Origin of the sequence: Nocardioides sp. JQ2195 (assembly GCF_012272695.1) — a bacterium.
Lineage (GTDB): Bacteria > Actinomycetota > Actinomycetes > Propionibacteriales > Nocardioidaceae > Nocardioides.
Genome location: NZ_CP050902.1, coordinates 3,184,777 through 3,210,514, shown reverse-complemented (window position 1 = coordinate 3,210,514; position 25,738 = coordinate 3,184,777). Strand labels below are relative to the sequence as shown.

The 25,738-nt window shown below is 69.9% G+C and carries 30 protein-coding genes; 18 read left to right on the top strand and 12 right to left on the bottom strand.

Annotated elements, in window-relative coordinates; translation table 11 throughout:
• Positions 1 to 40: 40 nt before the first annotated feature.
• Complete coding sequence (gene rffA, locus ncot_RS15305; protein WP_240937927.1) at positions 41 to 1,195, bottom strand: dTDP-4-amino-4,6-dideoxygalactose transaminase; 1,155 nt, start codon at positions 1,193 to 1,195, stop codon at positions 41 to 43.
• Between the two features lie 332 nt (positions 1,196 to 1,527).
• A complete protein-coding gene (locus tag ncot_RS15300) occupies positions 1,528 to 2,577 on the bottom strand; it encodes an SGNH/GDSL hydrolase family protein (protein ID WP_206065008.1) in 1,050 nt (349 codons plus the stop codon).
• Between the two features lie 60 nt (positions 2,578 to 2,637).
• Between ncot_RS15300 and ncot_RS15295 the strand changes: the two genes are divergently transcribed.
• The 5 genes from ncot_RS15295 (at position 2,638) to ncot_RS15275 (ending at position 7,408) form a co-directional block, all read left to right on the top strand.
• On the top strand, positions 2,638 to 4,035 hold the full coding sequence (locus ncot_RS15295; RefSeq protein ID WP_168618378.1) for a cystathionine beta-synthase: 1,398 nt from the start codon (positions 2,638 to 2,640) through the stop codon (positions 4,033 to 4,035).
• Positions 4,036 to 4,210: 175 nt separating this feature from the next.
• Complete coding sequence (locus ncot_RS15290) at positions 4,211 to 4,879, top strand: hypothetical protein (protein ID WP_168618377.1); 669 nt, start codon at positions 4,211 to 4,213, stop codon at positions 4,877 to 4,879.
• An 84-nt stretch (positions 4,880 to 4,963) separates the two neighbouring features.
• Positions 4,964 to 5,743, top strand: coding sequence for a TSUP family transporter (locus tag ncot_RS15285; RefSeq protein WP_168618376.1), 780 nt, complete (start codon positions 4,964 to 4,966; stop codon positions 5,741 to 5,743).
• 95 nt (positions 5,744 to 5,838) lie between these two features.
• Complete coding sequence (locus ncot_RS15280; RefSeq protein ID WP_168618375.1) at positions 5,839 to 6,783, top strand: hypothetical protein; 945 nt, start codon at positions 5,839 to 5,841, stop codon at positions 6,781 to 6,783.
• The gene (locus ncot_RS15275; RefSeq protein WP_168618374.1) at positions 6,776 to 7,408 is read left to right on the top strand and encodes a YigZ family protein; all 633 of its coding nucleotides are present in this window, start codon (positions 6,776 to 6,778) and stop codon (positions 7,406 to 7,408) included. The genes ncot_RS15280 and ncot_RS15275 overlap by 8 nt, the downstream gene beginning before the upstream one ends.
• 90 nt (positions 7,409 to 7,498) lie before the next feature.
• On the opposite strand, the gene ncot_RS15270 is transcribed toward ncot_RS15275, so the two are convergent.
• The gene (locus tag ncot_RS15270) at positions 7,499 to 7,879 is read right to left on the bottom strand and encodes a YchJ family metal-binding protein (RefSeq protein ID WP_168618373.1); all 381 of its coding nucleotides are present in this window, start codon (positions 7,877 to 7,879) and stop codon (positions 7,499 to 7,501) included.
• A gap of 38 nt (positions 7,880 to 7,917) precedes the next feature.
• Between ncot_RS15270 and ncot_RS15265 the strand changes: the two genes are divergently transcribed.
• Together ncot_RS15265 and ncot_RS15260 are read left to right on the top strand one after the other, a co-directional pair.
• The gene (locus tag ncot_RS15265; protein ID WP_168618372.1) at positions 7,918 to 8,652 is read left to right on the top strand and encodes a VOC family protein; all 735 of its coding nucleotides are present in this window, start codon (positions 7,918 to 7,920) and stop codon (positions 8,650 to 8,652) included.
• A gap of 75 nt (positions 8,653 to 8,727) precedes the next feature.
• The gene (locus ncot_RS15260) at positions 8,728 to 9,261 is read left to right on the top strand and encodes a DinB family protein (RefSeq protein WP_168618371.1); all 534 of its coding nucleotides are present in this window, start codon (positions 8,728 to 8,730) and stop codon (positions 9,259 to 9,261) included.
• A gap of 14 nt (positions 9,262 to 9,275) precedes the next feature.
• Here the strand turns inward: ncot_RS15260 and ncot_RS15255 are convergent, their stop codons facing one another.
• Positions 9,276 to 9,659, bottom strand: a complete 384-nt coding sequence (locus tag ncot_RS15255) for a VOC family protein (protein WP_168618370.1) — start codon at positions 9,657 to 9,659, stop codon at positions 9,276 to 9,278.
• 92 nt (positions 9,660 to 9,751) lie between these two features.
• On the opposite strand from ncot_RS15255, the gene ncot_RS15250 reads away from it, so the two are divergent.
• The 4 genes from ncot_RS15250 to ncot_RS15235 all read left to right on the top strand — a co-directional run bounded on the left by ncot_RS15250 (position 9,752) and on the right by ncot_RS15235 (position 14,618).
• On the top strand, positions 9,752 to 10,237 hold the full coding sequence (locus ncot_RS15250; RefSeq protein WP_168618369.1) for a GNAT family N-acetyltransferase: 486 nt from the start codon (positions 9,752 to 9,754) through the stop codon (positions 10,235 to 10,237).
• A 100-nt stretch (positions 10,238 to 10,337) separates the two neighbouring features.
• Complete coding sequence (locus ncot_RS15245; RefSeq protein ID WP_168618368.1) at positions 10,338 to 11,726, top strand: magnesium chelatase; 1,389 nt, start codon at positions 10,338 to 10,340, stop codon at positions 11,724 to 11,726.
• Complete coding sequence (locus tag ncot_RS15240; protein ID WP_168618367.1) at positions 11,719 to 13,869, top strand: VWA domain-containing protein; 2,151 nt, start codon at positions 11,719 to 11,721, stop codon at positions 13,867 to 13,869. Before ncot_RS15245 ends, ncot_RS15240 begins: the two co-directional genes overlap by 8 nt.
• Positions 13,869 to 14,618, top strand: a complete 750-nt coding sequence (locus ncot_RS15235; protein WP_168618366.1) for a ZIP family zinc transporter — start codon at positions 13,869 to 13,871, stop codon at positions 14,616 to 14,618. Before ncot_RS15240 ends, ncot_RS15235 begins: the two co-directional genes overlap by 1 nt.
• A 36-nt stretch (positions 14,619 to 14,654) precedes the next feature.
• Here ncot_RS15235 and ncot_RS15230 read toward each other — a convergent pair whose 3' ends face one another.
• A complete protein-coding gene (locus tag ncot_RS15230; RefSeq protein ID WP_168618365.1) occupies positions 14,655 to 15,077 on the bottom strand; it encodes a nuclear transport factor 2 family protein in 423 nt (140 codons plus the stop codon).
• 52 nt (positions 15,078 to 15,129) lie between these two features.
• Between ncot_RS15230 and ncot_RS15225 the strand changes: the two genes are divergently transcribed.
• Positions 15,130 to 15,414: a DUF1905 domain-containing protein gene (locus ncot_RS15225; protein ID WP_168618364.1), complete on the top strand. Its 285-nt coding sequence runs from the start codon at positions 15,130 to 15,132 to the stop codon at positions 15,412 to 15,414.
• A 57-nt stretch (positions 15,415 to 15,471) separates the two neighbouring features.
• On the opposite strand, the gene ncot_RS15220 is transcribed toward ncot_RS15225, so the two are convergent.
• The 5 genes from ncot_RS15220 to ncot_RS15200 form a co-directional block, all read right to left on the bottom strand.
• Entirely contained in the window at positions 15,472 to 15,831 is a 360-nt protein-coding gene (locus tag ncot_RS15220; RefSeq protein ID WP_168618363.1) for a YciI family protein, read from the bottom strand.
• A gap of 103 nt (positions 15,832 to 15,934) precedes the next feature.
• A complete protein-coding gene (locus ncot_RS15215) occupies positions 15,935 to 16,075 on the bottom strand; it encodes a hypothetical protein (RefSeq protein WP_168618362.1) in 141 nt (46 codons plus the stop codon).
• A gap of 102 nt (positions 16,076 to 16,177) precedes the next feature.
• Entirely contained in the window at positions 16,178 to 16,504 is a 327-nt protein-coding gene (locus ncot_RS15210) for a hypothetical protein (protein ID WP_168618361.1), read from the bottom strand.
• Positions 16,505 to 16,579: 75 nt separating this feature from the next.
• Positions 16,580 to 17,224 (bottom strand): peptide-methionine (S)-S-oxide reductase MsrA, encoded by a 645-nt coding sequence (gene msrA / locus ncot_RS15205; protein WP_206065007.1) that lies wholly within the window; start codon positions 17,222 to 17,224, stop codon positions 16,580 to 16,582.
• Positions 17,225 to 17,312: 88 nt separating this feature from the next.
• Positions 17,313 to 17,753: a hypothetical protein gene (locus ncot_RS15200; protein ID WP_168618360.1), complete on the bottom strand. Its 441-nt coding sequence runs from the start codon at positions 17,751 to 17,753 to the stop codon at positions 17,313 to 17,315.
• Positions 17,754 to 17,886: 133 nt separating this feature from the next.
• Here ncot_RS15200 and ncot_RS15195 point away from each other — a divergent pair, with 133 nt between their 5' ends.
• The 4 genes from ncot_RS15195 to ilvA are packed head-to-tail and all read left to right on the top strand — an operon-like array spanning position 17,887 to position 23,074.
• Positions 17,887 to 19,050, top strand: a complete 1,164-nt coding sequence (locus ncot_RS15195; RefSeq protein WP_240937926.1) for a cystathionine gamma-synthase — start codon at positions 17,887 to 17,889, stop codon at positions 19,048 to 19,050.
• Complete coding sequence (locus tag ncot_RS15190; protein WP_168618359.1) at positions 19,037 to 20,458, top strand: glutamate mutase L; 1,422 nt, start codon at positions 19,037 to 19,039, stop codon at positions 20,456 to 20,458. Before ncot_RS15195 ends, ncot_RS15190 begins: the two co-directional genes overlap by 14 nt.
• A gap of 10 nt (positions 20,459 to 20,468) precedes the next feature.
• Positions 20,469 to 21,863, top strand: a complete 1,395-nt coding sequence (locus tag ncot_RS15185; RefSeq protein ID WP_240937925.1) for an AI-2E family transporter — start codon at positions 20,469 to 20,471, stop codon at positions 21,861 to 21,863.
• A complete protein-coding gene (gene ilvA / locus ncot_RS15180; protein WP_168618358.1) occupies positions 21,860 to 23,074 on the top strand; it encodes a threonine ammonia-lyase in 1,215 nt (404 codons plus the stop codon). The genes ncot_RS15185 and ilvA overlap by 4 nt, the downstream gene beginning before the upstream one ends.
• A 318-nt stretch (positions 23,075 to 23,392) precedes the next feature.
• Here ilvA and greA read toward each other — a convergent pair whose 3' ends face one another.
• A complete protein-coding gene (greA, locus tag ncot_RS15175) occupies positions 23,393 to 23,890 on the bottom strand; it encodes a transcription elongation factor GreA (RefSeq protein ID WP_168618357.1) in 498 nt (165 codons plus the stop codon).
• A 187-nt stretch (positions 23,891 to 24,077) separates the two neighbouring features.
• Positions 24,078 to 24,464, bottom strand: a complete 387-nt coding sequence (locus ncot_RS15170; protein ID WP_168618356.1) for a DUF4307 domain-containing protein — start codon at positions 24,462 to 24,464, stop codon at positions 24,078 to 24,080.
• 30 nt (positions 24,465 to 24,494) lie between these two features.
• On the opposite strand from ncot_RS15170, the gene mca reads away from it, so the two are divergent.
• Together mca and ncot_RS15160 are read left to right on the top strand one after the other, a co-directional pair.
• Entirely contained in the window at positions 24,495 to 25,427 is a 933-nt protein-coding gene (mca, locus tag ncot_RS15165; protein WP_206065006.1) for a mycothiol conjugate amidase Mca, read from the top strand.
• Positions 25,424 to 25,654 (top strand): hypothetical protein, encoded by a 231-nt coding sequence (locus ncot_RS15160; RefSeq protein ID WP_168618355.1) that lies wholly within the window; start codon positions 25,424 to 25,426, stop codon positions 25,652 to 25,654. Before mca ends, ncot_RS15160 begins: the two co-directional genes overlap by 4 nt.
• Positions 25,655 to 25,738: the final 84 nt, after the last annotated feature.

Below are 25,738 nucleotides of genomic sequence, written 5' to 3'. Positions count from 1 at the left end.
CCTGCCGACATCGCTGTCGCAGTGACGACTTCGGACCAACTCATGACTGAGGGACATACGAGCAGACGGCCTCGACAACCCGTGCGGAATCCCGTTCACTCATGCCGGCGTACAGCGGGAGCCGCACCAGTCTCTCGCTCACTGAGTGGGAGGTGGCACATCCCGACGGCCCCGGGCGGCCGGCCCCGGCGCCGAACGGGGAGCTGTGCAGCGGGACGTAGTGGAACGTGCCGAGAATGCCGTGATCAGCCAGATGGGAGAGCAGGGCCCGCTGGTCAGCGTTGCTCGGCATCAGGACGAAGAAGAGGTGAGCGGTGTGCTCGCGATCCGGAACCTGCATGCTCGTCGAGAGCCCATGCTTCTCCGCCCAGTCGTGGACACCCTCGTCGTAGGCCTTCCAGACACGCTGTCGCCGGGATTGGATGTCGTCGAACGCTTCGAGTTGTGCGGTCAGGATCGCCGCGTTGATGTCTGAGGGAAGGTAACTCGAGCCCACGTCGACCCAGCGGTACTTGTCGACCTCGCCTCGGAAGTACTTGGCGCGGTTCGTCCCCTTCTCGCGGATGATCTCTGCCCGCTCCACATACCGAGAGTCGTTGACCACGAGAGCTCCACCCTCGCCGCACTGAATGTTCTTTGTTCCGTGGAAGCTTTGAGTCGCCATTACACCGAATGATCCAAGGCGCTGGCCCTGGTAGCTGCCGCCCAAGCCGTGTGCGTTGTCCTCGATCACCGGAATGTCGTGACGAGCTCCGATGTCGAGGATCTGGTCCATCTCGCAGGCGACGCCACCGTAGTGGACGACGATGATCGCCTTCGTTCGGTCCGTCACTGCCTCCTCGATAAGCCGCTCATCAATGTTGAGTGTGTCGTCCCGGCAATCGACGAACACCGGCACAGCGCCACGGAGCACGAAGGCATTGGCCGTCGAAACGAAGGTGAGCGAAGGCATGATCACCTCATCGCCCGGCTGAAGATTCAGGAGGAGCGCCGTCATCTCGAGCGCGTGGGTGCAGGAGGCAGTCAGGAGGCACGATCCGCCACCCACCAAGGGCCTAAGCAGTTCCGAGGCACGGCGAGTGAAGGGGCCGTCACCGGTGAGCAACCCAGACGCCAGCGAGTCAGCGACGTACCACGACTCATTCCCGGTTAGGAAGGAGACGTTGAAGGGAATGTCAAACGGTCGGCGCTTCATCATTCAAGGTTAGGTTCGACACACGTCCGCGGCTTGCGATTCCCAAAGAAATCAGTCGCTGTTGTCCCGCGGTCGTTACATCGTGACTTATCGGGTTGGCTCGAGTTCCGAATAGACCAGGTCCGGCCTAGGTCAATCGGAGCATGGGTCAAACTGTCGGTCAAGATCGGCAGTTGGCTCTGGCGACGTCAGCCGGATCGGACGTACGTTTCTTCAACGGAGCAAGGGAGATCGGGCTTCCGACAGTCCGGCCCGTCGGGGGCTACGGACGTCGCGCTGACCATCTTCGGGGGGAGTGATCAGCGCGGCGTTCTCCGCGGGTTTCGCGTGGGTCAGTCGGACGGGCCGGCGGAGGCGGAGTCGCCAGCCGCGCTCATCTCGTCGTCGGCCTCGTGCGGGGCCTCGGGCTCGGTGCACGGGTGACGCCGGCGGTGGCGCAGCTCGACCCAGAGGCCGCGGACGCCGCGCCGCGAGCCACCGACCTCCGTGCCGTCGAGCTCGGTTCCGGGAGTGCGGGCCGCCTCGACGGCAGCCTTGGCGATCGGCAGGACGCCCTCGCCGCGCAATGCCTCCGGTGTGGTCTCCGACTCGGGCACCAAGCCCAGGGCGGCCATCACCGACGGCAGCATCACCGCGGCCAGAGACGCATACCCGTCGGCCGACGGGTGGAACTGGTCGGGGCCGAAGAGCAGCGCCGGGGCGGCGGCGAACTCCGGGCCGAGGACCGAGCCGAGCGACACGGTTCGTCCGCCGGCCTCGACGACGGCGATCGCCTGGGCGGCGGCCAGCCGGCGCGACCAGGTGCGGGCAACCTGCTTGAGGGGCGGATTGATCGGCTTGATCGTGCCGAGGTCGGGGCACGTGCCGACCACGACGGCGACGCCGGCGCTGCGCAGGCGGCGTACGGCCTCGGAGAGCAGGGCCACAGATTGCGAAGGGCGGACCGTGTGGGTGACGTCGTTGGCGCCGATCAGGATCACCGCGACGTCGGGCTCGATCGGCAGCGCCGACTCCACCTGGGCGGCGAGGTCCTTCGACTGGGCGCCGACCACCGCGAAGGACCGCAGGTAGACGCGACGGTCGGCCCGCTCGGAGAGTCCGCTGGCCAGGTTGGCGCCCGGGGTGCCGACCACGGTCGCGACGCCGTAGCCGGCGGCGCTGGAGTCACCGATCAGGGCCACCTTGAAGGCGGGTCCGGGTCGCCCGCGGCCATACCACCCGGTGGCGTCGGGCGGATCGCCCTCGGCGTCACCGATGGCTCGACGAGCCAGCTTCGCCTCGGCGCGCAGGACGCCGTAGAGCCCCGCGCCCATCGCAGAAAGGCCTCCGCCGCCATACATCGCGGCAGAGGCGAGCTTCTTGGCTGCCGCTGTCTTCCCCACGGCCCCAGTCTACTGATCGGTAGTTGTCACCGCGGACGGACCGCGGGCTAGCCTGAGCGCGTGGACTACGTGAACTCGCTCCTTGACCTCATCGGCAACACCCCGCTGCTGCGGCTCTCCCGCTCCCTCGATGTGGGGGACAGCAAGGAAGAGGGGCCGCTGGTGCTGGCGAAGGTGGAATACCTCAACCCCGGTGGCTCGGTGAAGGACCGCATCGCGACGCGGATGATCGAGGCCGCCGAGGCCTCCGGCGAGCTGCAGCCCGGCGGCACGATCGTCGAGCCGACCTCCGGCAACACCGGTGTCGGGCTGGCGATGGTCGCGCAGGCCAAGGGCTACAAGTGCATCTTCGTGTGCCCCGACAAGGTCAGCGAGGACAAGCGCAACGTGCTCAAGGCCTACGGCGCCGAGGTCGTCGTCTGCCCCACGGCCGTCGCCCCGGAGCACCCGGACTCCTACTACAACGTCTCCGACCGGCTCTCGTCCCAGCCGGGCGCCTGGAAGCCGAACCAGTACGCCAACATGCACAACCCGCGCTCCCACTACGAGACCACCGGTCCGGAGATCTGGAAGCAGACCGAGGGACGGATCACCCACTTCGTGGCGGGCGTCGGCACCGGCGGCACGATCAGCGGCATCGGCCGCTACCTCAAGGAACAGAACCCTGACGTGCAGGTGATCGGCGCCGACCCGGCCGGCTCGGTCTACTCCGGCGGCACGGGGCGTCCCTACCTGGTCGAGGGCGTCGGCGAGGACTTCTGGCCCGAGACCTATGACCGCACCATCGCCGACCGCATCATCGAGGTCTCCGACGCCGACTCCTTCGCGTTCACCCGTCGCCTGGCCCGTGAGGAAGCCCTCCTGGTCGGCGGCTCCTCCGGCATGGCGGCCTTCGCGGCCAAGCAGCTGGCTGCCGAGCTGGCCGCCGAGGGTCGCACCGATGCCGTGATCGTCGTACTCCTGCCGGACTCGGGGCGTGGCTACCTGACGAAGGTCTTCAACGACGAGTGGCTCGGCACCTATGGCTTTGCGTCGGGCTCCGAGGACGCCGATCGGCGTACCGTCGGCGAGGTCCTGCGGGGCAAGGCCGGGCGGCTGCCCGACCTGGTGCACACCCACCCCAACGAGACCATCGCCGAGGCGGTGCACATCCTCCAGGAGTACGGCGTCTCGCAGATGCCCGTGGTCCGCGCGGAGCCGCCGATCGTGGCTGCCGAGGTCGCCGGCTCGGTCTCGGAGCGCACCCTTCTCGACGCGCTCTTCGCCGGCCACGCCAAGCTGACCGACACCGTCGAGCAGCACATGTCGCCCGCGCTGCCGACGATCGGTTCCACCGAGGAGGCGCACGACGCGGTGCAGCTGCTCGAGGACGCCGACGCCCTGCTGGTGCAGGAGGACGGCAAGCCGGTCGGCGTGCTCACCCGGCAGGACCTGCTGGCGTTCCTGGCCAAGGTCTGAACCCCCGCGCGTGGGCCCGACCGGGCCCAGTCCGGTAGTTGGCGTCCCCCTTTCGGTGGTCTGGACTAGTCCTTTCGGACCATCTGGCCCTCAAACCTGAGAAACCCCTGATTTTCACTGGTCTAGTTCATTGCGCAACAACAATTGTCATCACCAACTTTGGGGGTTTTCCCGTATGTCTCTGCTCAAGTCTCGCGTCGTCGCCGTTGTCGCCGCCGCTTCCGTGATCGGCGTCGCCAGCACCACCGGTGCCGTGGCCGCCAAGATGATCACCGGCGACGACATCAAGAACGGCACCGTCGAGTCGAAGGACATCGCCAACGACACCATCCGCGGCAAGGACGTCAAGAACGGCTCGCTCGGCTTCGGTGACCTGAACGAGACGGCCAAGTCGAAGATCTCCGACCAGGCCGGTGTTGCCCTGGCCGGTTCGCTCGCCACCGACGCCACCGTGATCACGAACCTCGGCGGTTCGTTCGCGACCCGCGCCACCGAGCTCGGCACGGTCGAGCTGCCCGAGGCGGGCACCTACGTGATCAACGGTTACGGCTTCTTCGACAGCCTCGAGGACGTTCCCGCCGACCAGGCTGGCTCGCAGCTGCAGCTGGCGCTGCGCACCGTGCCCGCCGAGGGTGAGCAGTGGGGCGAGGACTTCGGCACCTGCTTCACCGGTGCCGTCCCGGTCGGTGACCGCGAGATGACCTGCCAGTCGGTGCGCACCGTCACCGTCGACGCTCCGACCTCCGTCATCGTCTGGGGCTTCGGCTACAACGCCGACCAGGGCTCCGACGGCAGCGGTAACTTCACCGTCACGGCTGACGTCTCGGCGCTGAAGGTCGGCTGACACCAGCACCACTCCACGAAGGGGTGCAGGAACTCGTCGAGTTCCTGCACCCCTTCGTCATTTCGTGACGTCTAAGGTGAGTGGGTGCCCGAGCCGACCCTGACCGTTGTCTGCCTGCTCGTCCTGGCAGCGCTCGCCGCGGGCTTCGTGGACGCGGTCGTCGGCGGCGGCGGGCTGATCCAACTGCCGGCGCTGGTGATCGGGCTGCCCGGGGCTTCGCCGGTGCAGATGCTGGCCACCAACAAGCTCGCGTCGGTGTGTGGCACCACGGTCAGCTCGGCGACCTTCTATCGCCGGATCAGACCGGATCCGAAGACGTTCCTGCCGTTGATGGCCTGTGCCTTCACCGGGGCGCTGGGCGGAGCCGCGGTCGCGACCCTGATCCCGAAGTCGGCCTTCAACCCGATCATCCTCGCGGTGCTGGTCCTGGTCGGGGCCTACGTGCTCTTCAAGCCGGAGGTCGGTGAGCTGACCGCGCTGCGCTATGCCGGCCACCAGCACACGATCCTGGCTGCCCTGACCGGGCTGGTGATCGGGTTCTACGACGGGGCGCTCGGTCCGGGCACCGGCTCGTTCTTCGTCTTCACGCTGGTCGGTCTGCTGGGCTACAACTTCCTCGAAGCGTCGGCGAAGGCGAAGCTGGCCAACTGGGCCACCAACGTCGCCTCCCTGGTCATCTTCATCCCGCAGGGCGCCGTGATGTGGCGGATCGGGCTGCTGATGGGGGTGGCCAACCTGGTGGGCGGCTACATGGGTGCCCGGGTGGCCGTCGCCAAGGGTGCCGCCTTCGTCCGGGCGTTCTTCGTCGTCGTGGTCTCCGCGTTCATCATCAAGATCGGCGGCGACGTCCTCGGCATCTGGTGAGGTGTCCGTGCCGGGCGTGCCTCCGTCCCGGGCGCCGGGCGTGCCCGCGGCACCGGGCGCCGGGTGTGCCCGGTGCCGGGCCTACGATGCGGGACATGACTGACAGGGAGCAGGTCCAGCAGGCCATCGTCGATGCCGAGCAGGCACGCACCGAGCACCGCAAGCTGGGAGAGCGCCTGGCGCTGCTCGACCAGCAGGTGGCGCGGGCGGAGCAGTCCGTGGCCCGGGCACGTGCTCGGCTGGTCGACGAGCGGGCCGACGTGGCCAAGCTCGAGTCCTTCTCGACCACCCGGATCATGGCCGCGCTCAGGGGCGACCGGAGCGAGCGCATCGAGCGCGAGAAGGCCGAGCAGCAGGCGGCCGAGTACGCCGTCGCCACGGAGGAGGCCGGCCTGGCGCAGGTCCGTGCCGAGCGCGACCACCTGGCTGCACGGCGTACGTCGTTGGGCGATGTCGACGGCAGCTGGGAGCGGGCGCTGGCCGCGAAGGAGCAGTGGCTCACGACGGTCGACCCGGCGGCGGGCGGCGAGGCCGCCGACCTGTCCAGCCGGATCGGCCGCGGCACGGCGCAGCTGAAGGAGCTGGGGGAGGCGCAGCAGGCCCACGGCCGGGCCGTGGCCCAGCTGACCGCGGCCGCAGGATTCCTGGGATCGGCGCGCTCGTGGTCGACGTACGACGCCTGGTTCGACGGAGGATTCGTCGGTGACCTGGCCAAGCACCAGAAGATGGACGAGGCGAGCGCGCGGATGCGTGCCGCGGACGTCGCGCTGCGCCAGCTCGCGACCGAGCTCGCCGACGTCTCGATGGCGCCCGTCGGTGGGCTCGGGGTCACCGACCTGACCAAGACCTTCGACATCTGGTTCGACAACATCTTCACCGACTTCGCGGTCCGCAACCGGATCATCGAGTCGATCGACCGGGTCAACGCGGCCCTGCACGCGCTCGGTGGCATCGGGCAGCAATTGGCCGGCAGGCGCATCGAGACCGAGCAGGAGATCGGCCGTTGCCGCAACGAGCGCGAAGCGCTGCTGCGTGGCTGACTCCTACCTGACCGTCGCAAGGAACGGGGCCGTCGAGATCGAGGTGAAGCGCTCGCGCTTCCTCTGCACGATCGAGCGCGTCTCCGACGAGACCGCCGCGCGGGCCGTCGTCGAGCGACTCCGCAAGGAGCACTGGGACGCCCGCCACCACTGCTCCGCCTTCGTGCTCGGACCCTCCGGCGAGGTGCAGCGCTCCTCGGACGACGGCGAGCCGGCCGGCACCGCAGGAGCCCCGATGCTGGAGGTGCTGCGCGGACGCGAGGTCTCCGACGTGGTCGCCGTGGTGACGCGTTGGTTCGGGGGAGTGCTGCTCGGGGCGGGCGGGCTGGTGCGGGCGTACGGCGACGCCGTGCGGGCCGGGCTCGACTCCGTCGGCACGCTCGAGCGATCGCTGGTCGTGGAGCACTCGCTGTCGGTCTCGCACGCGGACGCCGGACGGCTGGAGTCGGAGCTGCGCTCGCGGGGTGTCTCGGTGCTCGACGTTGCCTACGGCGCCGCGGGGGCGACGATGCTGCTGGGGGTTCGCTCTTCTTCTGCGGCGGCCCTGGCGCCGCTTGTCGCCGAGCTCACGGGAGGCTCGGGCGTGGTCTCCGTGGTCGGTCAGCGGTGGGTGGACCTCTCGTAACGCCTGGGCCTTCTGTGCGAGGCGGCGCGTGCGGCGGCGGGTGTGGGGGCCCCTGATTCGCGGGGACACGACAAGAGGCTCGACGGCGGATCAGAGCTCGGAGACGTAGACCCAACGGCCGGCGCGACGCTCGAAGGTGCTGCGCTCGTGCAGGGCGTCAGCACCGGCCGGCGAGGTGAAGTGCGCCCGGAACTCCACGATGCCGCGGTCATCCTCCTCGCCACCGTCGACCACGTCGAGGATCTCGAGCGCCGTCCACGTCGTCCCGGGCTGGGGCTTCGGGTCGTCGGGCCGGGTGCGCGGGTGCCACGTTCGATAGACGTGGTCGAGGTCGCCGACGGCGTACGCCGCGAAGCGCGAACGCATCAGCTCCTCGGCGGTGACCGCCTGGGCCTGGCCGCGGTGCAGCCGCCCGCAGCACGCGTCGTACGTCGCACCGGATCCGCACGGACACTGCCTGACCTCGAACATCACTGCCTGACCTCGAACATGTCTCGTACCGTAGCCGCGTGACCACTCCGTTCTGGATCTCGGCGTTCCTCGACCTCCCGACGGCCAGCTTCGCGCCTGCCGTGAGCTTCTGGCGGGAGGTGACCGGCTACGACCTGTCGTCGCCGCGCGGAGACGATCGAGAGTTCGGCACGTTGCTGCCGCCGGACGGCGACGACTTCCTGCGGGTGCAGCAGCTCCGCGACGGTGAGCCCGGCATCCACCTCGACCTGCACGTCACGGATCCGCGAGCCTCGGCCGACCGGGCGGTGGCGCTCGGCGCCGAGGAGGTCGCGGATCGTGGACACGTGGTGATGCGCTCTCCGGGCGGCTTCGCCTTCTGCTTCGTCACCCACCCCGCCAGCACGCCCCCGACCGCCGCGACCTGGCCGGACGGCTCGACCAGCCAGGTCGACCAGGTCTGCCTCGACATCCCGTCAGGAAGCTACGACGAGGAGTGCGCGTTCTGGGAGGCGGTCACCGGTTGGCAGCTGCTCGGGCCGACGACCAGCCCGGAGTTCACCTCACTGCGCCGCCCCGCAGCGATCCCGCTGCGGCTGCTCCTGCAACGACTCGGCGACCAGTCGGGGACCGTTCGCGGCCACCTCGACCTCGCCTCCGACGACCGGCAGTCGGAGGTACGCCGCCACACGACGCTCGGCGCCCAGCTCCTGGAGGAGTACGGCGAGTGGACCGTCCTGCGCGACCCCGCCGGGTCGGCGTACTGCATCACCGATCGCCGGCCGAGGGACTGACCAGGGCGGGAGGACCCGCGGGCCCACCGACGAAAAGGCGGTGCCTGGCTGAGGGAGCGTCGCTACGGTGAGGCCATGACCTCGATCGAGCGCGTTGATCCACCACTGGCGGTCGACGAAGCCGCGACGTTGCGCGGCTTCCTCGACTATCACCGCGAGACACTGCGCCTGAAGACCGAGGGATTGTCCCGGGAGCAGCTCAACCAGACGCTGGCACCGTCGGCGATGACCCTCGGTGGCATGCTCAAGCACCTCGCTCTCGTCGAGGACTGGTGGTTCTCCTGCGTGCTCCTCGGCAACGAGGACGCGGACTACTGGCAGGGCGTCGACTGGGACGAGGACCGGGACTGGGACTGGCACAGTGCGGTCGAGAACACCCCGGAGCAGCTGCGCACCCTCTTCGACGACGCCGTGGCGGCCAGCGACGCGATCCTCGACCGGGTGCTCGCCGACTCCGGCCTCGACACGCTGTCGGTCAAGCACGACCGGCGCAAGGACGAGGCGTTCAGCCTGCGCTGGATCATGCTGCACATGGTCGAGGAGTACGCCCGCCACAACGGCCACGCCGACCTGATCCGTGAGTCGATCGACGGGGCCACCGGCGAGTGATCACCCGGACCGACTCACGTGTCCTCGTGGATGCAGAGCACGTTCCCGTCCGGATCGGTGAACCACGCGGCCTTCTCGCTGTCGAGCACGCAGACGTGGTCGACGGTCTTCAGGTCCGGCAGGTCGTAGTCCTGGAAGACGACCCCGTCGGCCTCGAGCTTGGCCACCTCCTTCTCGATGTCAGAGACACGCCAGCTCATCGCCGTGCTCTCCGACTGGCTGCCGGCCGGGCGCGGGAGCAGCACCAGCGTGGCGCCACCACCCAGGCCGAGACGGGCACCGCCATCCGCGGTCATGCCCTCGTGGGGGAGCCCGAGGCGGCTCGTGTAGAACTGCTGGGCCCGATCGACGTCGGTCACCGGCAACATCACCGACACGACGTTCTCCGTCAACGACATGTGACACCTCCTCGACGTCCATCATCGGGTGGCCGACGCCCGCAGCGCATCCCCCAAACGTGCCCGCCCGCCGCACCTCGAGGAGACCGACGATGATCCGTGAAGCGCGCCCGGACGACTGGGCCGAGATCTGGCAGGTCTTCGACGCCATCGTGCAGGACGGCGAGACCTACGCCTATCCGACCGACCTGACCTCGGAGCAGGCGCAGCGACTCTGGTTCGAGCAGCCGCCGGCACGCACGGTGGTGCTCGAGGAGCACGGAAGCATCCTCGGCACCGCCAAGATGGGCCCCAACAAACCGTCGTACGGCGCCCACATCGGCACCGCCAGCTTCATGGTCAGCGACGCCGCGCGTGGCCAGGGCGTCGGGCGGCAGCTGGGTGAGCACGTGATCACCTGGCACCGCGAGCAGGGGTTCCGCGGCATCCAGTTCAACGCTGTCGTCGAGAGCAACACCGCGGCGGTGAACCTGTGGAGCGACCTCGGCTTCGAGATCATCGGCACGGTTCCGGGCGCGTTCCGGTCCCGTCGCCACGGGTACGTCGGGCTGCACGTGATGTTCCTCGACCTGACCTGAGCCACCGGAACCGTGAGCTCGCTGCGGTCCCGCGCCGGGCCACCTGAGTGATCCCGGGACGAGCGATGCGAGGACTTGCCTTCCGGGCTAGCGTGAAGGCGTGACGAACGCCCCGGACATCAGCACCCTTGCCCAGCTCCGCGCTTCCGGACACGAGTTCAAAGAACTGCGCCAGGAGATCCGTGACAACCTGCTCGCCGCCCTGGCCGAGGGCCGCGATCCGTGGCCCGGGCTGCACGGCTTCGAGACCACGGTCATCCCGCAGCTCGAACGAGCGCTGATCGCCGGCCACGACGTCGTGCTCCTCGGCGAGCGCGGGCAGGGCAAGACGCGCATCCTGCGCACCATGGTCGGCCTGCTCGACGAGTGGACCCCGGTGATCGCCGGCTCCGAGCTCGGCGAGCACCCCTTTGCGCCGATCACCCACGAGTCGATCCGTCGCGTGGGTGAGCTCGGCGACGACCTCCCGGTCGCCTGGCAGCACCGCGACGAGCGGTACGCCGAGAAGCTGGCCACCCCGGACACCTCCGTGGCCGACCTGATCGGTGACGTCGACCCGATGAAGGTCGCCGAGGGGCGTTCCCTGGGCGATCCGGAGACCATCCACTTCGGCCTGATCCCGCGCAGCCACAGGGGGATCGTGGCCATCAACGAGCTGCCCGACCTGGCCGAGCGGATCCAGGTGGCGATGCTCAACGTGATGGAGGAGCGCGACATCCAGATCCGCGGCTACGTGCTGCGGCTGCCCCTCGACGTACTCGTCGTGGCTTCGGCCAACCCGGAGGACTACACCAACCGCGGCCGCATCATCACCCCGCTCAAGGACCGCTTCGGCGCCGAGATCCGCACCCACTACCCGGCCGAGCTCGACGCCGAGGTCGCGGTGATCCGGCAGGAGGCGCACCTGACCGCCACCGTGCCCGACCACCTCGTCGAGATCCTGGCCCGCTTCACCCGCGCCCTGCGCGAGTCCAACGCGGTCGACCAACGCTCCGGTGTGAGCGCCCGGTTCGCGATCGCCGGCGCCGAGACCATCGCGGCAGCCGCGCTGCACCGCGCCACCGTGCGTGGTGAGGACGATGCCGTGGCCCGGGTGGTCGACCTCGAGACCGCGGTCGACGTGCTCGGCGGCAAGATCGAGTTCGAGACCGGCGAGGAGGGCCGCGAGCGGCAGATCCTCGAGCACCTGCTGCGCACGTCGGTCGCCGAGACCGTGCGCGGCCGCTTCCGGGGCATCGACTTCGCGCCGCTGATCAATGCCATCGAGCAGGGCGTCCCGATCGCCACGGGCGAGCAGGTCACCGCACGCGAGCTGCTCGACGCGCTCCCACAGCTGGGGGAGTCGGAGTTCTACGAGACCGTCGACGAGCGCTTCGAGACGACCAACGACGGCGAGCGTGCCAGCGCCATCGAGCTCGCCCTCGAAGGACTCTTCCTGGCCCGCAAGATCAGCAAGGAGAGCGTCGACGGAGAGACCGTCTATGGCTAGGTCGCGCGACGCGCACCGGGCCCGCTACGGCAAGTACGCCGGCGGGCCGGACCCGTTGGCGCCACCCGTCGACCTGTCCGAGGCACTCGACGCCATCGGTGAGGACGTGATGGCGGGCTACTCGCCGGAGCGGGCGATGCGGGAGTTCCTGCGCCGGGGCGGCCGGGACCAACGCGGTCTCGACGACCTGGCCCGGCGGGTGCAGGAGAAGCGCCGCGAGCTGCTGCAGCGGCACAACCTCGACGGCACCCTGCAGGAGGTCAAGGAGCTCCTCGACCGGGCCCTGCTCGAGGAGCGCAAGCAGCTGGCCCGTGACATCGACATGGACGACGCCGACCGGGCGTTCCGCGAGCTGCAGCTGGAGAACCTCTCACCCTCCACCGCGGCCGCGGTGAGCGAGCTGTCGTCCTACGACTGGTCCTCCCAGCAGGCGCGTGAGGACTACGAGAAGATCAAGGACCTGCTCGGCCGGGAGCTGCTCGACCAGCGCTTCGCCGGCATGAAGCAGGCGATGGAGGGCGCCACCGACGAGGACCGGGCCGCCATCAACGAGATGCTCGACGACCTCAACGGCCTGCTCGAGAAGCACGCCCGCGGCGAGGACACTCCCGAGGACTTCGCCGAGTTCATGGACAAACACGGTGACTTCTTCCCGGAGAACCCGAAGGACATCGACGAGCTGCTCGACACGTTGGCGCAACGGTCCGCGGCCGCGCAGCGGACGCTGAACTCGATGACGCCCGAGCAGCGCGAGGAGCTGATGCAGCTCTCGGCCCAGGCCTTCGGCTCTCCCCAGCTGACCGAGCAGCTCAGCCGTCTCGACGCCAACCTGCAGGTCGCGCGCCCCGGGGAGGACTGGGGCGGCTCCGAGCAGTTCGAGGGCGACCAGGGGATGGGGCTGGGCGACGGCACCGGAGCGCTGCAGGACCTGGCCGACCTCGACGCGCTGGCCGACCAGCTGGCCCAGTCCTACGTCGGCGCCCGCATGGACGACGTCGACCTCGACAAGCTGGCCCGCCAGCTCGGCGACGACGCGGCGGTCGATGCCCGCACGTTGTCCGAGCTGGAGAAGGCACTGCGCGAGACCGGCTACCTGAAGAAGGACTCGACCGGGCAGTTCCGGCTCTCGCCGAAGGCGATGCGCCAACTCGGCAAGGCGCTGCTGCGTGACGTGGCCCAGCGGATGTCGGGTCGACAGGGTGCCCGTGACCTGCGACAAGCCGGGGCGGCGGGCGAGCGCAGCGGCGCGACCCGCGAGTGGGCCTTCGGTGACACCGAGCCGTGGGACATCCCGCGCACCGTGCTCAACGCCGTACGCCGTACCGCCGCCGAGGGCCTTGGTTTCGAGACGGGCGCAGAGCGCCCTCCTCAACCAGCGGCATCCACGGACGCAGGTGCGTCGTCGGTGGTTGAGGAGCGAGGAACGAGCGTCTCGAAACCACCCTTCAAGCTCGACATCCGTGACGTCGAGGTGACCGAGACCGAGGCCCGCACCCAGGCCTGCGTGGCCCTGCTCGTGGACACGTCGTTCTCGATGGCGATGGACGGGCGCTGGGTGCCGATGAAGCGGACCGCGCTCGCCCTGCACACGCTGATCAAGAGCCGGTTCCGCGGCGACCACCTGCAGCTGATCGGCTTCGGCCGGCACGCGGAGGTGATGGAGATCGAGGAGCTCACCGCCCTCGACGCGTTCTGGCAGAAGGGCACCAACCTCCACCACGCGCTGCTGCTGGCCAACCGCCACTTCCGCAAGCACCCCAATGCCCAGCCCGTGCTTCTCGTCGTCACCGACGGTGAGCCGACCTCGCACCTCGAGCCGAACGGCGAGGTCTACTTCGACTATCCGCCGCACCCGTTGACGATCGCCTACTCGGTGCGCGAGCTCGACAACGCCGGACGCCTCGGCGCCCAGGTCACCTTCTTCCGCCTCGGCGAGGACCCCGGCCTGGCCCGGTTCATCGACTCGATGGCCAAGCGGGTCGACGGGCGAGTGGTGGCGCCCGAGCTCGACGACCTCGGGGCTGCCGTGGTGGGCTCCTACCTCGGCTCCCGCGGGCCGCGGGGTCGCTCGTCCGGTCGCTCGTCCGGTGGTGCGGGGGGCTTCGGCGGCTGGGGTGGTCGCGGCTTCTGGGTCGACGACTGATGCCGATCTGGTTGCAGGCCGGGCTCTGGGGCGTCCTGGCCGGTGGCGCCCTCGTGCTCGGCGCGCTGGTGGCCTGGTTCGTCAAGGTGCCCCGCCCGATCGTGGCCGGAGTGATGGCCTTCGGCGCCGGCGTACTCATCTCCGCGCTCTCCTTCGACCTCGTCGACGACGCCGAGGAGATCGGCGGCCTGTGGCCGACCGTCGGCGGCTTCCTCGGCGGCGCACTGGTCTACGTGGCGGCCAACATCTTCCTCGCCCGACGCGGAGCCAGGCACCGCAAGCGCTCGGGGGACCAGCAGCCGTCAGAGCAGGAGCAGAGTGGCAGCGGCACCGCGATCGCCGTCGGCGCCCTGCTCGACGGCGTACCGGAATCCGTCGTCCTCGGGCTCTCCCTGCTCGGCGGGGGCGGGATCGGCGGGCCCGTGCTGGCGGCGATCTTCATCTCCAACCTCCCCGAGGGGTTGTCCAGCTCGGCGGGGATGAAGGCCAACGGACGCAGTGCCCGCTACGTCTTCGGGGTGTGGATCGGGATCGCCGTGGCCAGCGGCATCGCCGGCATGGTCGGAGTCCTATTGCTGGACGGTGCCGCGCCCGAGGTGATCGCCGCGATCACGGCGGTGGCGGCCGGCGCGATCCTGGCCATGGTCGCCGACACGATGATCCCCGAGGCGTTCGAGCGCACCCACCTCTATGCCGGCCTGATCGCCACGCTCGGCTTCATCACCGCGTTCGCGATCAGCCGCGCCTGAGCGCTCAGCTCCGCGCGTCGATAGGCGCCATGACCCTCAGTCCTCCTCGGAGTCGCCCGCCTCTTCCGCCTGACGGGTGAGCTCCTCGCCCATCCTGTTGATCACGGCATGGAGTGCCTTGACCGGTCGGATCATCACGGTGAACTCAGTGATCCTGCCGTCGTCATCCCACGTGATCCTGTCGATGCCCGAGACGTCGAGCCCGTCGACCACCGTGCGGAACTCGAGGATCGCGTCGTCCTCGCGGGTCCACTCGTCGACGTACGACAACTCGGGGCCGAGGATGTTGATCGCCCCGGTGAGATAGAGGTGGACCAGATCGCGACCCTCCTGGGGCGCGTGGACCGCGGGGGAGTGGAACACGGCGTCCTCCGCGATCATGTCGCGAAGGCCGCTCGTGTCCTTCGACTCGACGAGTTCATGCCAGCGGGCCAGACCAAGTTCGGTGGGTGTGCTCATGCTTCCACCGTGCCAGAGAACGCGGGAGTCGGCGACTGTCTATCGTGTCGGCATGGAGATCGAGTTCGTCGGCCCGCTGGTCGAGTGGCGCGGCCCGGCGCCCTACCACTTCGTGGTGCTCCCCGAGGAGGCCGCCGAGGTGGTCGACGAGGTGAAGGCCGCGGTGGCCTACTGGGGCGTGGTCCCGGTGGTGGCAACCATCGGCGAGACCGAATTCACCACCTCGATGTACCCCCGCGAGGGAACCTGGTTCCTGCCCATCAAGGACGCCGTACGCCGGCCCGAGGCGCTCGTGCTCGGCGACGCGGTGGAGGTCCGACTCAGCATCGACGCCTGACCACCGACGACGGTGGTTGAGGAGCGAGGCACGAGCGTCTCGAAACCACCTGCACGCTCACCCGGGCGGGCGCGGCTTGAACTTGCGCACCTCCTGCGGCCAGCCACAGCCCTGAGCCACGCGACCGCACCAGTACCTGGCCTGCTCGTCGTCGGGGACGTCGATGATGGTCAGGCCACCGAGGAACTCGGTGGTCTCGACGTACGGACCGTCGCTGATCACGAGCTCGCCGCTGGTGTCGTCGGCGGAGGAGATCGGGCCCTGGTCGCCTTCCTCGAGCCCGCCGGCGTACACGTAGACACCGGCTTCCTTCATCTCTGCCATCACCGCCATCGAGGGCTTCACGCGGGTGGCGTACCACTCCTCGGGGTGGTCACCGACCCACTGCTGGTTGAAGAAGATGAGGTACTCGGCCATGACGGCTCCTGATTGTCGTGGGCGGGCCCGTTGCCCGCCCTCACCTCAGTGACGATCGACCAACAGGGGAATCGACACGATCATGCCGGAAATCTCGTCGACCTCAGGAACGCTTCGCGGCGAATGCGACGAGCGCGACGAGCGCGCCGCCCGGGTCGCGCACGACCGCGGCGTCCAGCCCGTGCACGCGGCGCGCGGCCCCGGCGGAGCTCAGCGCAAGGGTGAAGCGAGGTCCGATCGACATGCAGTTGGGACGATTCCGACGGCCGGTCACGCTCAGCGGCGCGCGAGATGGTCGCAACTGCATGTCGATCGGACCACCAGGCGCGGGGAAGTGCAGCTGATCTCAATCGTCGGCGCCGTCAGGCGCGTGGGGCTCGAGGTAGCGCACCGGGATCCCGAGCGACACAGCGTGCTCGATTTCGTGGGTGGTGCTCTCGCCGACATGGCCGCCCACGTTGACGACGAGGACCTCGTCGGCCATCGCCACCTTCTGCAGGTGGATCCGGCCGAGCCGGGCGCGTTCCTCCACGGTCAGTTCCTCCGGACTCGGCTCCCCGAGGGCCGGGACTGTGGCCGAGGCAGCCGGGGCCAGTGGCGTCGGCGCCAGCACCACGTGCCCGGCGAGCGTCAGCTCGGCGGCCAGGCGCTGGAGCTCCTGATGGAATCGCATGGAGCCGCACAGCGTGATCACCGTGAGCTCCGGCGCGCTGCGCGGCCCCTCGGACGGCACGGGACGCGACCCGGGTCAGGCGGTCTCGGGGAAACGTACGCCGGTGTTGGCGTGGCAGCGGTAGCCGAACGGGTTCTTCGCCAAGTACTGCTGGTGGACGTCCTCGGCGTAGTAGTAGGTCGGGGCCGGACGGATCTCGGTGCTGATCTGGCCGAGACCGCGACGCTCGAGCTCGGCGCCGTAGGCCTTGGTGAGCTCGAGAGCGGTCTCCCGCTGCGCCTCGCCGAAGGTGTAGATCGCGGAGCGGTACTGGGTGCCGACGTCGTTGCCCTGGCGGTAGCCCTGGGTCGGGTCGTGCACCTCGAAGAACGTCTTCACCAGGTCGGCGTAGGAGACGACGGTCGGGTCGAAGACCACCCGGACCGCCTCGGTGTGGCCGGTCATGCCGGAGCAGACCTCCTCGTAGGACGGGTGCGGCGTCGAGCCACCGGCGTAGCCGACCGACGTCGACCAGACGCCGTCCTTCTGCCAGTAGATCTCCTCGGCTCCCCAGAAGCAGCCGAGCCCGAAGACCGCGACCTCGAGGCCGTCCGGGACGACGTCGGTGATCACCGGCGCGTCGAGCACCACGTGCTTGTCGGAGAGGTTGAACCAGGCCTCGGTGCGACCGGGCAGGGCGTTCTCGGGGGTGACCATCTCGGTCTTGTGGCGGCCGAACACGGGCGTCTCCTCGGGTCTCGGGGGCGGGGTCCTCCAGTGTCTCAACAACGGGAAGCCGCCGATCGTTCCCGGTGCCGCACGGAGCTGGTCACTCGGCTGGGATGGTGCACGCCACCGTGTCGGCGTACGGCTCGGGCTCCTGCGTGCCGGCGACGCGGCGGTCCGGGAGCACCTTGACCGTGGCACCGACCCGCCACGGCTGCTCGGCCTGCACGTTGTTGCCGTGGCGGTCGGGGATGAAGGTCGGCACCGTGTAGCGGTGGATGCCCAGGTTGAGCATCTCGACCCGGCACAGCTCCATGACGTCGAAACCGGAGAGCGTCTGCTCGGTGCCGGGCGCGGTGTCGCGGGCGGCCTGGTCGGCGTAGGACGTCGAGTAGCCGTTGATCGCGCCGCCCACCGAGATGATCGCCACCATCGCGACGGCGCTCCAGAGAGGGGAGTGCTGGTGCCGGGGCGCGTCGGGGTCGTCCGACGCGTCTCCGAGGGACTGGCCGGGCTGGTCGAGCATGGAGATGGAATCGATCATGGCGCCCTCACCCCGATCTTCCGCCCGTCGGGGGCTCAGGACAAGGGGGCGAGGTGGTCCGGCGCCGGTTGCGGCCGTGGCGGTGCGGAGCCACCCCTCGAAGATCCCACGGGGCGTGGCTAGAGTCGGGTCCGTGAGCACCCAAGAGCACTCCGAGAAGACCGGCTTCGAGACGCGGGCGATCCACGCGGGCTACGAACCCGACGAGATGACCGGCGCCGTGATCCCACCGATCTATGCGACCAGCACCTACAAGCAGGACGGTGTCGGCGGGATGCGCGGCGGCTACGAGTACAGCCGCTCCGCGAACCCCACGCGGACCGCACTGGAGGGCGTGCTCACGGCCCTCGAGCAGGGCGAGCGCGGCTTCGCGTTCGCCTCCGGCATGGCCGCCGAGGACACCCTCATGCGCGCCCTGTGCCGACCCGGTGACCACGCGGTCATCCCCGATGATGCGTACGGCGGCACCTTCCGCCTGTTCGACAAGGTCGCCGCCCCCTGGGGCCTGGCGCACAGCCCGGCCGCGGTCTCCGACGTCGACGCGGTGCGCGCCGCGATCCGGCCCGGTGAGACCAAGCTCGTGTGGGTCGAGACCCCGACCAACCCGCTGCTCAACATCGGCGACATCGAGGCGCTCGCCGGGGTCGCCCACGAGGCCGGTGCGCTGCTCGTCGTCGACAACACCTTCGCCTCGCCCTACCTGCAGCAGCCGATCACCCTCGGTGCCGACGTGGTCGTGCACTCGACCACGAAGTACTGTGGCGGCCACTCCGACGTCGTCGGGGGAGCACTCGTCGTACGCGACCTGGAGGTGGCCGAGAAGGTCGCCTTCCACCAGAACTCCATGGGTGCGGTCGCTGGCCCCTTCGACTCCTTCCTCACCCACCGCGGCCTGAAGACGCTCGGCGTGCGGATGGACCGCCACTGCGACAACGCCGAGCGGGTCGTCGAGTTCCTGACGAAGCACCCCAAGGTGGCCCAGGTGATCTACCCCGGCCTCGAGGAGCACCCCGGCCACGCGGTCGCCTCCAAGCAGATGAAGAGGTACGGCGGCATCGTGTCGTTCCGGGTCAAGGGTGACGAGCAGCTGGCGCTCGACGTCTGCGCGAAGGCGCAGGTGTTCACCCTCGGTGAGTCGCTCGGCGGTGTCGAGTCGCTGATCGAGCACCCGGGCCGGATGACCCACGCGTCGGTGGCCGGCACGGATCTCGAGGTGCCCGCAGACCTGATCCGGCTGAGTGTCGGCATCGAGACCGCCGACGACCTGCTCGCCGACCTCGACCGTGCCCTCGGCTGAGCAGCCGGAGGCCCGCCGTTCCCTCGAGCCCGACGCCGTCGTCTGCGTCGACTTCGGGTCGACCTTCACCAAGAGCGCGCTGATCGGTCTCTCCGACGGCGCGATCCTGGCCGCGGCCGACCACCGGACCACCATCGACACGGATGTCCTCGACGGGTTCGACGCCTGCCTGGCCCGCCTCACCGAGGCTGACCCGCGGGCGGCCACGGCACCGGTCCTGGCCTGCTCCTCGGCCGGCGGCGGCCTGCGGATCGCCGTGGTCGGCAACGAGGAGCTGGTCACCGCGGAGGCCGGGCGCAGGGTCGCGCTGAGCAGCGGGGGCAAGGTGGTGGCGGTGATCGCCGCCGCCGACGGCCACGACTTCGACGCCGAGCTGGTGGCCTCCGAGCCCGACGTCGTGCTGCTCACCGGGGGCACCGACGGTGGCAACGACGAGGTCCTGCTCGCGTGTGCCCGACAGCTCGCCGCGGGCACTTGGCAGGGGCCGGTGGTGGTGGCCGGCAACGTGGACGCCCGCGACGACGTCTCGGCGATCCTGTCCGCGCGGCCCCACGTGCTGGCCGACAACGTGGTGCCACGCATCGGCGTGCTCACACCCGGCTCCGCCCGCTCCGCGATCCGCGAGATGTTCCTGGCCCACGTCATCGGCGGCAAGCACCTGAGCGCGCGCACCGACTTCACCGCGATGGTCCGCGGCGCCACGCCCGACGTCGTCCTCACCGGGGTCGAGCTGCTGGCCCGCGGTCTCGATGCCCCCGGCGCGGGAGACGTGGTCGTGGTCGACGTCGGTGGCGCCACCACCGACGTGCACTCGGTGATCGAGGTGGACCCGGAGGACGGGCTCACCGAGGCCGGCCTGGCCCGCGAGGTCGTGGCCACGACCCCGGTCACCCGCACGGTCGAGGGCGACCTCGGGATGCGCTGGTCGGCGGCCAGCACCGTGACCGAGGGCATCGACGCCGGGCTGCTCGCCGAGGACGAGGGGCTGCGGGCCGCCGCGGCCGCGCGCGTGGACGACCCGGCGTACCTCCCGGACTCCACCGGCGAGGAGGCGTACGACGAGGCCATCGCGGCCGCCGCCGTCGGGGTGGCCCTGCGCCGCCATGCCGGCCGGTCGCGGGTCGTGCTGAGCCCGGAGGGCCGCGTGGTCGAGCGCACCGGCAAGGACCTGCGCGAGGTGGACCTGCTGGTCGGCTCGGGTGGTGTGCTCCGCAACGGTGCCGACGGGGTCGCCGACCGGGTCCTCGGGGCCGTGGTCGGGGAGGTCGAGGGCGGGTGGCAGCTGCCCCGCCAGCCTGCCACCGTGGTCGACGTCGACTACGTGCTGGCCGCCGCCGGGCTGCTCGTCGACGAGCATCCCGGAGCGGCGGGACAACTCGTCCGCAGGCTGCATCCCGGCGTGGCATAGCCTGTCGATCGTGAGCAACGAAGCTGACGAGTCCGACCGGCCCGAGCCCGAGCAGGCTATCCCTGACGAGGACCTCGGGGTCGACGAGCCCAAGCGCCGATTCCTCCTCGGCAGGAGCCGCGACCGCGACGCCGTGGACGAGGAGACGGTGTCCGAGCGGCTGACCCAACAGCTGGCCAGCCAGTGGGCCCTGATGCGGGCCGAGCGCCGGGCCGGCCCGAGCCCGATCGAGACCGGCCCGTCGAACCTCACCCGGGCGCAGGTGCCCTGGGCGCTCGACCTGGCCGCGGCCTGGGCCTGGCGGTCCATCATCATCGCCGCCGCGCTCCTCGGCGTGCTCTGGCTGCTGGCCTACTTCGCGGTGATCACCCTCCCGCTGGTGATCGCCCTGCTGATCGCTGCCCTGGCCGCACCGCTGGTGCGGGCGATGAAGGCGATCGGGGTTCCCCGGGCCCTCGGTGCGGGTCTGGTCGTCCTGGGCGGCATCGCCGTGGTCGGTGCCCTGCTCACCTTCGTCAGCCGCGAGGTGATCGCCGGCGGCACCCAGCTGGCCGACCAGGTCGTCGACGGCATCGGTCGGATCCGCACCTGGTTGCAGGACGGCCCCCTGCAGGCCAGCGACTCCCAGATCAACGGCTGGCTCGAGGAGATCCAGAAGAGCATCACCGAGCGGTCCAAGGACGCCGAGGTGATCGGCCAGGTCACCGAGTTCGGCGCGGCCCTGGGTCACGTGCTGGCCGGCTTCTTCATCGTCCTCTTCGCCACCTACTTCTTCCTGGCCGACGGCGACCGGATCTGGTCGTGGATGGTCCGGATCTTCCCGCGGGCCTCCCGCGAGCGGGTCGACTCCTCGGGCCGGGTCGCCTGGGTCTCGCTGACCCAGTTCGTGCGGGCCACGGTCGTGGTCGCCCTGGTCGACGCCATCGGCATCATGATCGTGGCCGCCCTGCTCGACGTCCCGCTGGTGGCGCCGATCGGCGTGCTGGTCTTCCTCGGGGCGTTCGTCCCGATGATCGGGGCCACGATCGCGGGCTCCGTGGCGATCCTGGTCGCGCTGGTCGCCCAGGGGCCGTTCACCGCCCTGCTCATGCTGGGTGGCGTGGTCCTCGTCCAGCAGATCGAGGGCCACGTCCTGCAGCCGTTCCTGATGGGTCGCTTCGTCTCGGTGCACCCGCTCGGGGTCATCGTGGCGATCGGGTGCGGGGTGATCGTGGCCGGGGTCGCCGGCGCGCTGGTCGCCGTACCCCTGGCTGCGGTGGTCAACGCCGTGGTGCAGCACCTCGCCGCCTTCACGCAGGTGGGCGAGGACCCGGTGGAGGCGGTGGACGAAGACCTGGAGGCCGGGGGACGAGATCCCGAGGCCTCCGACGACGGCAGGGCTCTGGCAGACGGAGGAGACAGGTGAACGAGATCCCGGTGGTGTCGCTGGCCGACATCGAAGCGGCGCGGACCGCACTGGAGGGCGTCGCCGTCCTCACCCCGATGGAGGAGTCGCGCTGGCTCTCGGCGCTGGCCGGCGGACCGGTCGGCCTGAAGTGCGAGAACCTGCAGCGCACCGGGTCGTTCAAGATCCGCGGCGCCTACCTGCGCATCGCCCGGCTCAGCGAGGAGGAGCGGGCCAACGGCGTCGTCGCCGCCTCTGCCGGCAACCACGCCCAAGGTGTCGCGCTCGCCGCGCAGCTGCTCGGAACCAGGTCGACGGTGTTCATGCCCGAAGGGGCGCCGATCCCGAAGGAGCGGGCCACCCGGGCCTACGGCGCGGACGTGGTCTTCCACGGCAAGTACATCGACCAGGCATTGATCGCGGCCAAGGAGTTCTCGGAGAAGACCGGCGCGGTGCTGATCCACCCGTTCGACCACGAGGACATCGTGGCCGGCCAGGGCACCGCCGGGCTCGAGATCCTCGAGCAGGCACCCGACGTACGCACGATCCTGGTGCCGGCCGGGGGCGGGGGACTGGTGGCTGGCATCGGGACCGCCGTCAAGGCGCTGCGGCCCGACGTGCGTGTGGTCGCGGTGCAGGCCGAGGGGGCCGCGGCGATCCCGGCCTCCCTGGCGCAGGGGGTGCCGGTCCCGTTGGAGGACATGACCACGATGGCCGACGGGATCGCGGTCGGCTGCCCGGGTGCGGTGCCGTTCCAGGCCATCCAGCACTTCGTCGACGACGTGCTCACGGTCTCGGAGGAGTCGCTGTCACGGGCGTTGCTGGCGCTCGTGGAGCGAGCCAAGATGGTCGTCGAGCCGGCCGGCGCGGCAGCCGTCGCGGCGATGCTCGACCACCCCGACGCCTTCGAGACGCCGGCGGTGGCCGTGCTCTCGGGCGGCAACATCGACCCGTTGCTGCTGGGCAAGGTGATCCGCCACGGCATGGCGGCCGACAGTCGCTACCTCAACCTGCGCGTCTGCATCCCCGACGTGCCGGGCGGGCTGGCCAAGCTGCTGGGGGAGCTGGCCGCGGCCCAGGCCAACGTCCTCGAGGTCGCCCACGAGCGCATCTCGCCCTCGCTGCACCTCGACGAGGTCGAGGTGCACCTGCAGCTCGAGACCCGTGGCGAGCCGCACGCCGAGAGCCTGCTCGCCCGACTGCGCGAGCGCGGCTACACCGTCTACGAGTGACCCAGAATCCCGCCGAGTCGGCACGAGTTGACCCAGAAGCTCGCCGAGCCGGCACGAGTTGACGCAGAAATGCGCCGAGCCGGCACGAGTTGACGCAGAAATGCGCCGAGCCGGCACGAGTTGACGCGATGGGTGTCAATTCGTGCCGGCTCGCGGGTCTGGCCGTGAATTCGTGCCGACTCGGCGGGTCTGACCGTCAATTCGTGCCGACTCGGCGGGTCTGACCGTCAATTCGTGCCGACTCGGCGGGTCTGACCGTGAATTCGTGCCGGCTCGGCGGGTCTGGCCGTGAATTCGTGCCGACTCGGCGGGGTCGGCTCAGGCGGAGGTGTAGGGCTTCGCCTCGAGGATCTCGACCTTGAGCTCCTTGCCGTTGGGCGCGGTGTAGGAGACCGTGTCGCCCTTGGAGGCTCCGTTGATCGCACCACCCATGGCGGACTCGGGCGAGTAGACGGTCAGGTCGTCGCCCTCGTTGAGGTTCTCGCGGGCGCCGAGCAGGAACAGCTCCTCATCGTCGAAGTCGAGCATCTTGACCTTGACGACCATGCCCGGCTCGACGACGCCGTCGTCGGGGGGCGTCTCGCCGACCTCGGCGCGACGGAGGATGTCCTCCAGCTGGCGGATGCGGGCCTCCTGCTTGCCCTGCTCGTCCTTGGCTGCGTGGTAGCCGCTGTTCTCCTTGAGGTCACCCTCGTCGCGGGCCGTGGAGATCTTCTCGATGATCTCCTGGCGCAGCGGGCCCTTGAGGTCTTCCAGCTCGGACTGGAGCTTGTCGTAAGCGTCCTGGGTAAGCCAGATCGTTCCCTGCTCAGTCATGGTGCAACTCCTGCGTGCATTGCGGTTGGGGCAGTGCGGTTTGGGTGTGCCTCGGGCGGTGTGGCGAACGCACACAACCGCGGGGAGGGGCACGAGCGCCGTCCCACCGGCAGCGCTACGTCCCTGCTCGAGGTGTCGAAGCAACGATCCTAGCAAAGAGGCCCGGTGCGGGCACGTTTTCGCGAGGTCAGCGAGGGCGGTTCTGGCCGTCGGTGGTGCAGCCGACGAGGTCGACCGAGGTGGCCCGGCGCTCCGTGCGGATGGTCAGCTCGTTGCGGCCGTCGACCGGAGTGAAGTTCAGCTCGCCGACCACGGCGTGGTCGTCGGCCAAGGCCCGGATCTTGCAGCTCGCGTCGGCGTCGTCCTCGAGGCGCACGTGGGCCTGTGCCTCGACCGTGTGGGCGTCGACGACGGAGTAGTTGCCCAGCTCGGAGGTGACCTCCGGGGTGGAGTGGAACCAGGTCGCCCAGGCCAACCAGCCGACGAACGCGACGACGAGCACCGCCGCGCCGACGACGACGATCCGGCCGAGGGAACGGTTCGTGCCATAGCGGTCAGACAGGTCAACACTCACGTCCACCATCGTCCCACCTAGAATCGCGGCATGCCGACCCCGCCCCCCGTCCAGACGTCCGAAGCCGCTGCGACCAGCCGCGCCGGTCTCCGGCTGATGCACGTGCACGCCCACCCCGACGACGAGTCGAGCAAGGGTGCGGCCACCACGGCCAAGTACGTCGCCGAGGGCGTCGACGTGCACGTCGTCACCTGCACCGGTGGCGAGCGCGGCTCCGTGCTGAACCCGCGCATGGACCGCCCCGACGTCCTGGCGAACATCACCGAGATCCGCCGCAAGGAGATGGAGGCGGCTCGCGACATCCTCGGGGTGACGCAGGACTGGCTGGGTTTCGTCGACTCGGGCTGGCCCGAGGGCGACCCGAAGCCGCCGCTCCCGGAGGGGTGCTTCGCGACCGAGGACGTCGAGGCGGCCGCCGAGCCGCTGGTGCGCCTGATCCGCGAGTTCAAGCCCCACGTCGTCACGACGTACGACGAGAACGGCGGCTACCCGCACCCCGACCACATCCAGTGCCACAACGTCTCGATGGTGGCCTTCGAAGCGGCCGGCGACCCGGAGCGCTATCCCGACGCCGGGCCGGCCTGGCAGCCCCTCAAGCTCTACTACCAGCACGGCTTCAACCGGCCGCGCACCGTCGCCATCTCGGAGGCGATGGATGCCGCCGGGCTCGAGTCCCCGTGGAAGGAGCGGCTGGCGAACTGGAAGCCGGACCCGGCGCACGACGCGCGCATCACCACGCGCGTGCCGTGCGGTGACTACTTCGACGTCCGTGACCGCGCCCTGTTGGCGCACGCCACCCAGATCGACCCGGACGGCCACTGGTTCGCGGTGCCGCTGGAGATCCAGCGCGAGGTCTGGCCGACCGAGGAGTTCGAGCTGGTGACCAGCCACGTCGAGACCTCCCTGCCCGAGGACGACCTGTTCGCCGGGATCCGCGAGGCGACTGGAACAATGGAGTCATGAACAGCCTGTGGCCCATGATCGTGGCGGAGAAGACCGGGATCCCCGACGACAAGGACGTGGTCGCCGGGTGGCTCGGCGCGGCGGTGCTCCTCGCGCTCATCGTGGCGGTGGCCCTGCTCTGCTGGAATTTCACGCACCAGATCCGCAAGGCGAAGGCGGCCAAGGACGCCGGTGTCTACGGTGACAAGCCGGTCGACAACTCGTCCGAGGACGACGCGCAGGGCTGAGGTCCACGACCTGCGACCACGCGACGTACGACGGAACGCGCGGCCGCAAGGTCCGCGCTGACGACGTACGACGGGGCGCGCGGC

What these genes read in the sequence shown, in the direction of transcription:
- ncot_RS15215 (WP_168618362.1), bottom strand. Translation starts at nt 16,075, where the DNA reads ATGTCGATCGGACCTCGCTTCACCCTTGCGCTGAGCTCCGCCGGGGCC.
- ncot_RS15225 (WP_168618364.1), top strand. Translation starts at nt 15,130, where the DNA reads ATGGAGATCGAGTTCGTCGGCCCGCTGGTCGAGTGGCGCGGCCCGGCG.
- ncot_RS15230 (WP_168618365.1), bottom strand. Translation starts at nt 15,077, where the DNA reads ATGAGCACACCCACCGAACTTGGTCTGGCCCGCTGGCATGAACTCGTC.
- ncot_RS15220 (WP_168618363.1), bottom strand. Translation starts at nt 15,831, where the DNA reads ATGGCCGAGTACCTCATCTTCTTCAACCAGCAGTGGGTCGGTGACCAC.
- ncot_RS15290 (WP_168618377.1), top strand. Translation starts at nt 4,211, where the DNA reads ATGTCTCTGCTCAAGTCTCGCGTCGTCGCCGTTGTCGCCGCCGCTTCC.
- ncot_RS15250 (WP_168618369.1), top strand. Translation starts at nt 9,752, where the DNA reads ATGATCCGTGAAGCGCGCCCGGACGACTGGGCCGAGATCTGGCAGGTC.
- ncot_RS15270 (WP_168618373.1), bottom strand. Translation starts at nt 7,879, where the DNA reads ATGTTCGAGGTCAGGCAGTGTCCGTGCGGATCCGGTGCGACGTACGAC.
- greA (WP_168618357.1), bottom strand. Translation starts at nt 23,890, where the DNA reads ATGACTGAGCAGGGAACGATCTGGCTTACCCAGGACGCTTACGACAAG.
- ncot_RS15200 (WP_168618360.1), bottom strand. Translation starts at nt 17,753, where the DNA reads ATGATCGATTCCATCTCCATGCTCGACCAGCCCGGCCAGTCCCTCGGA.
- ncot_RS15160 (WP_168618355.1), top strand. Translation starts at nt 25,424, where the DNA reads ATGAACAGCCTGTGGCCCATGATCGTGGCGGAGAAGACCGGGATCCCC.
- ncot_RS15260 (WP_168618371.1), top strand. Translation starts at nt 8,728, where the DNA reads ATGACCTCGATCGAGCGCGTTGATCCACCACTGGCGGTCGACGAAGCC.
- ncot_RS15255 (WP_168618370.1), bottom strand. Translation starts at nt 9,659, where the DNA reads ATGTCGTTGACGGAGAACGTCGTGTCGGTGATGTTGCCGGTGACCGAC.
- ncot_RS15210 (WP_168618361.1), bottom strand. Translation starts at nt 16,504, where the DNA reads ATGCGATTCCATCAGGAGCTCCAGCGCCTGGCCGCCGAGCTGACGCTC.
- mca (WP_206065006.1), top strand. Translation starts at nt 24,495, where the DNA reads ATGCCGACCCCGCCCCCCGTCCAGACGTCCGAAGCCGCTGCGACCAGC.
- rffA (WP_240937927.1), bottom strand. Translation starts at nt 1,195, where the DNA reads ATGAAGCGCCGACCGTTTGACATTCCCTTCAACGTCTCCTTCCTAACC.
- ncot_RS15240 (WP_168618367.1), top strand. Translation starts at nt 11,719, where the DNA reads ATGGCTAGGTCGCGCGACGCGCACCGGGCCCGCTACGGCAAGTACGCC.
- ncot_RS15280 (WP_168618375.1), top strand. Translation starts at nt 5,839, where the DNA reads ATGACTGACAGGGAGCAGGTCCAGCAGGCCATCGTCGATGCCGAGCAG.
- ncot_RS15235 (WP_168618366.1), top strand. Translation starts at nt 13,869, where the DNA reads ATGCCGATCTGGTTGCAGGCCGGGCTCTGGGGCGTCCTGGCCGGTGGC.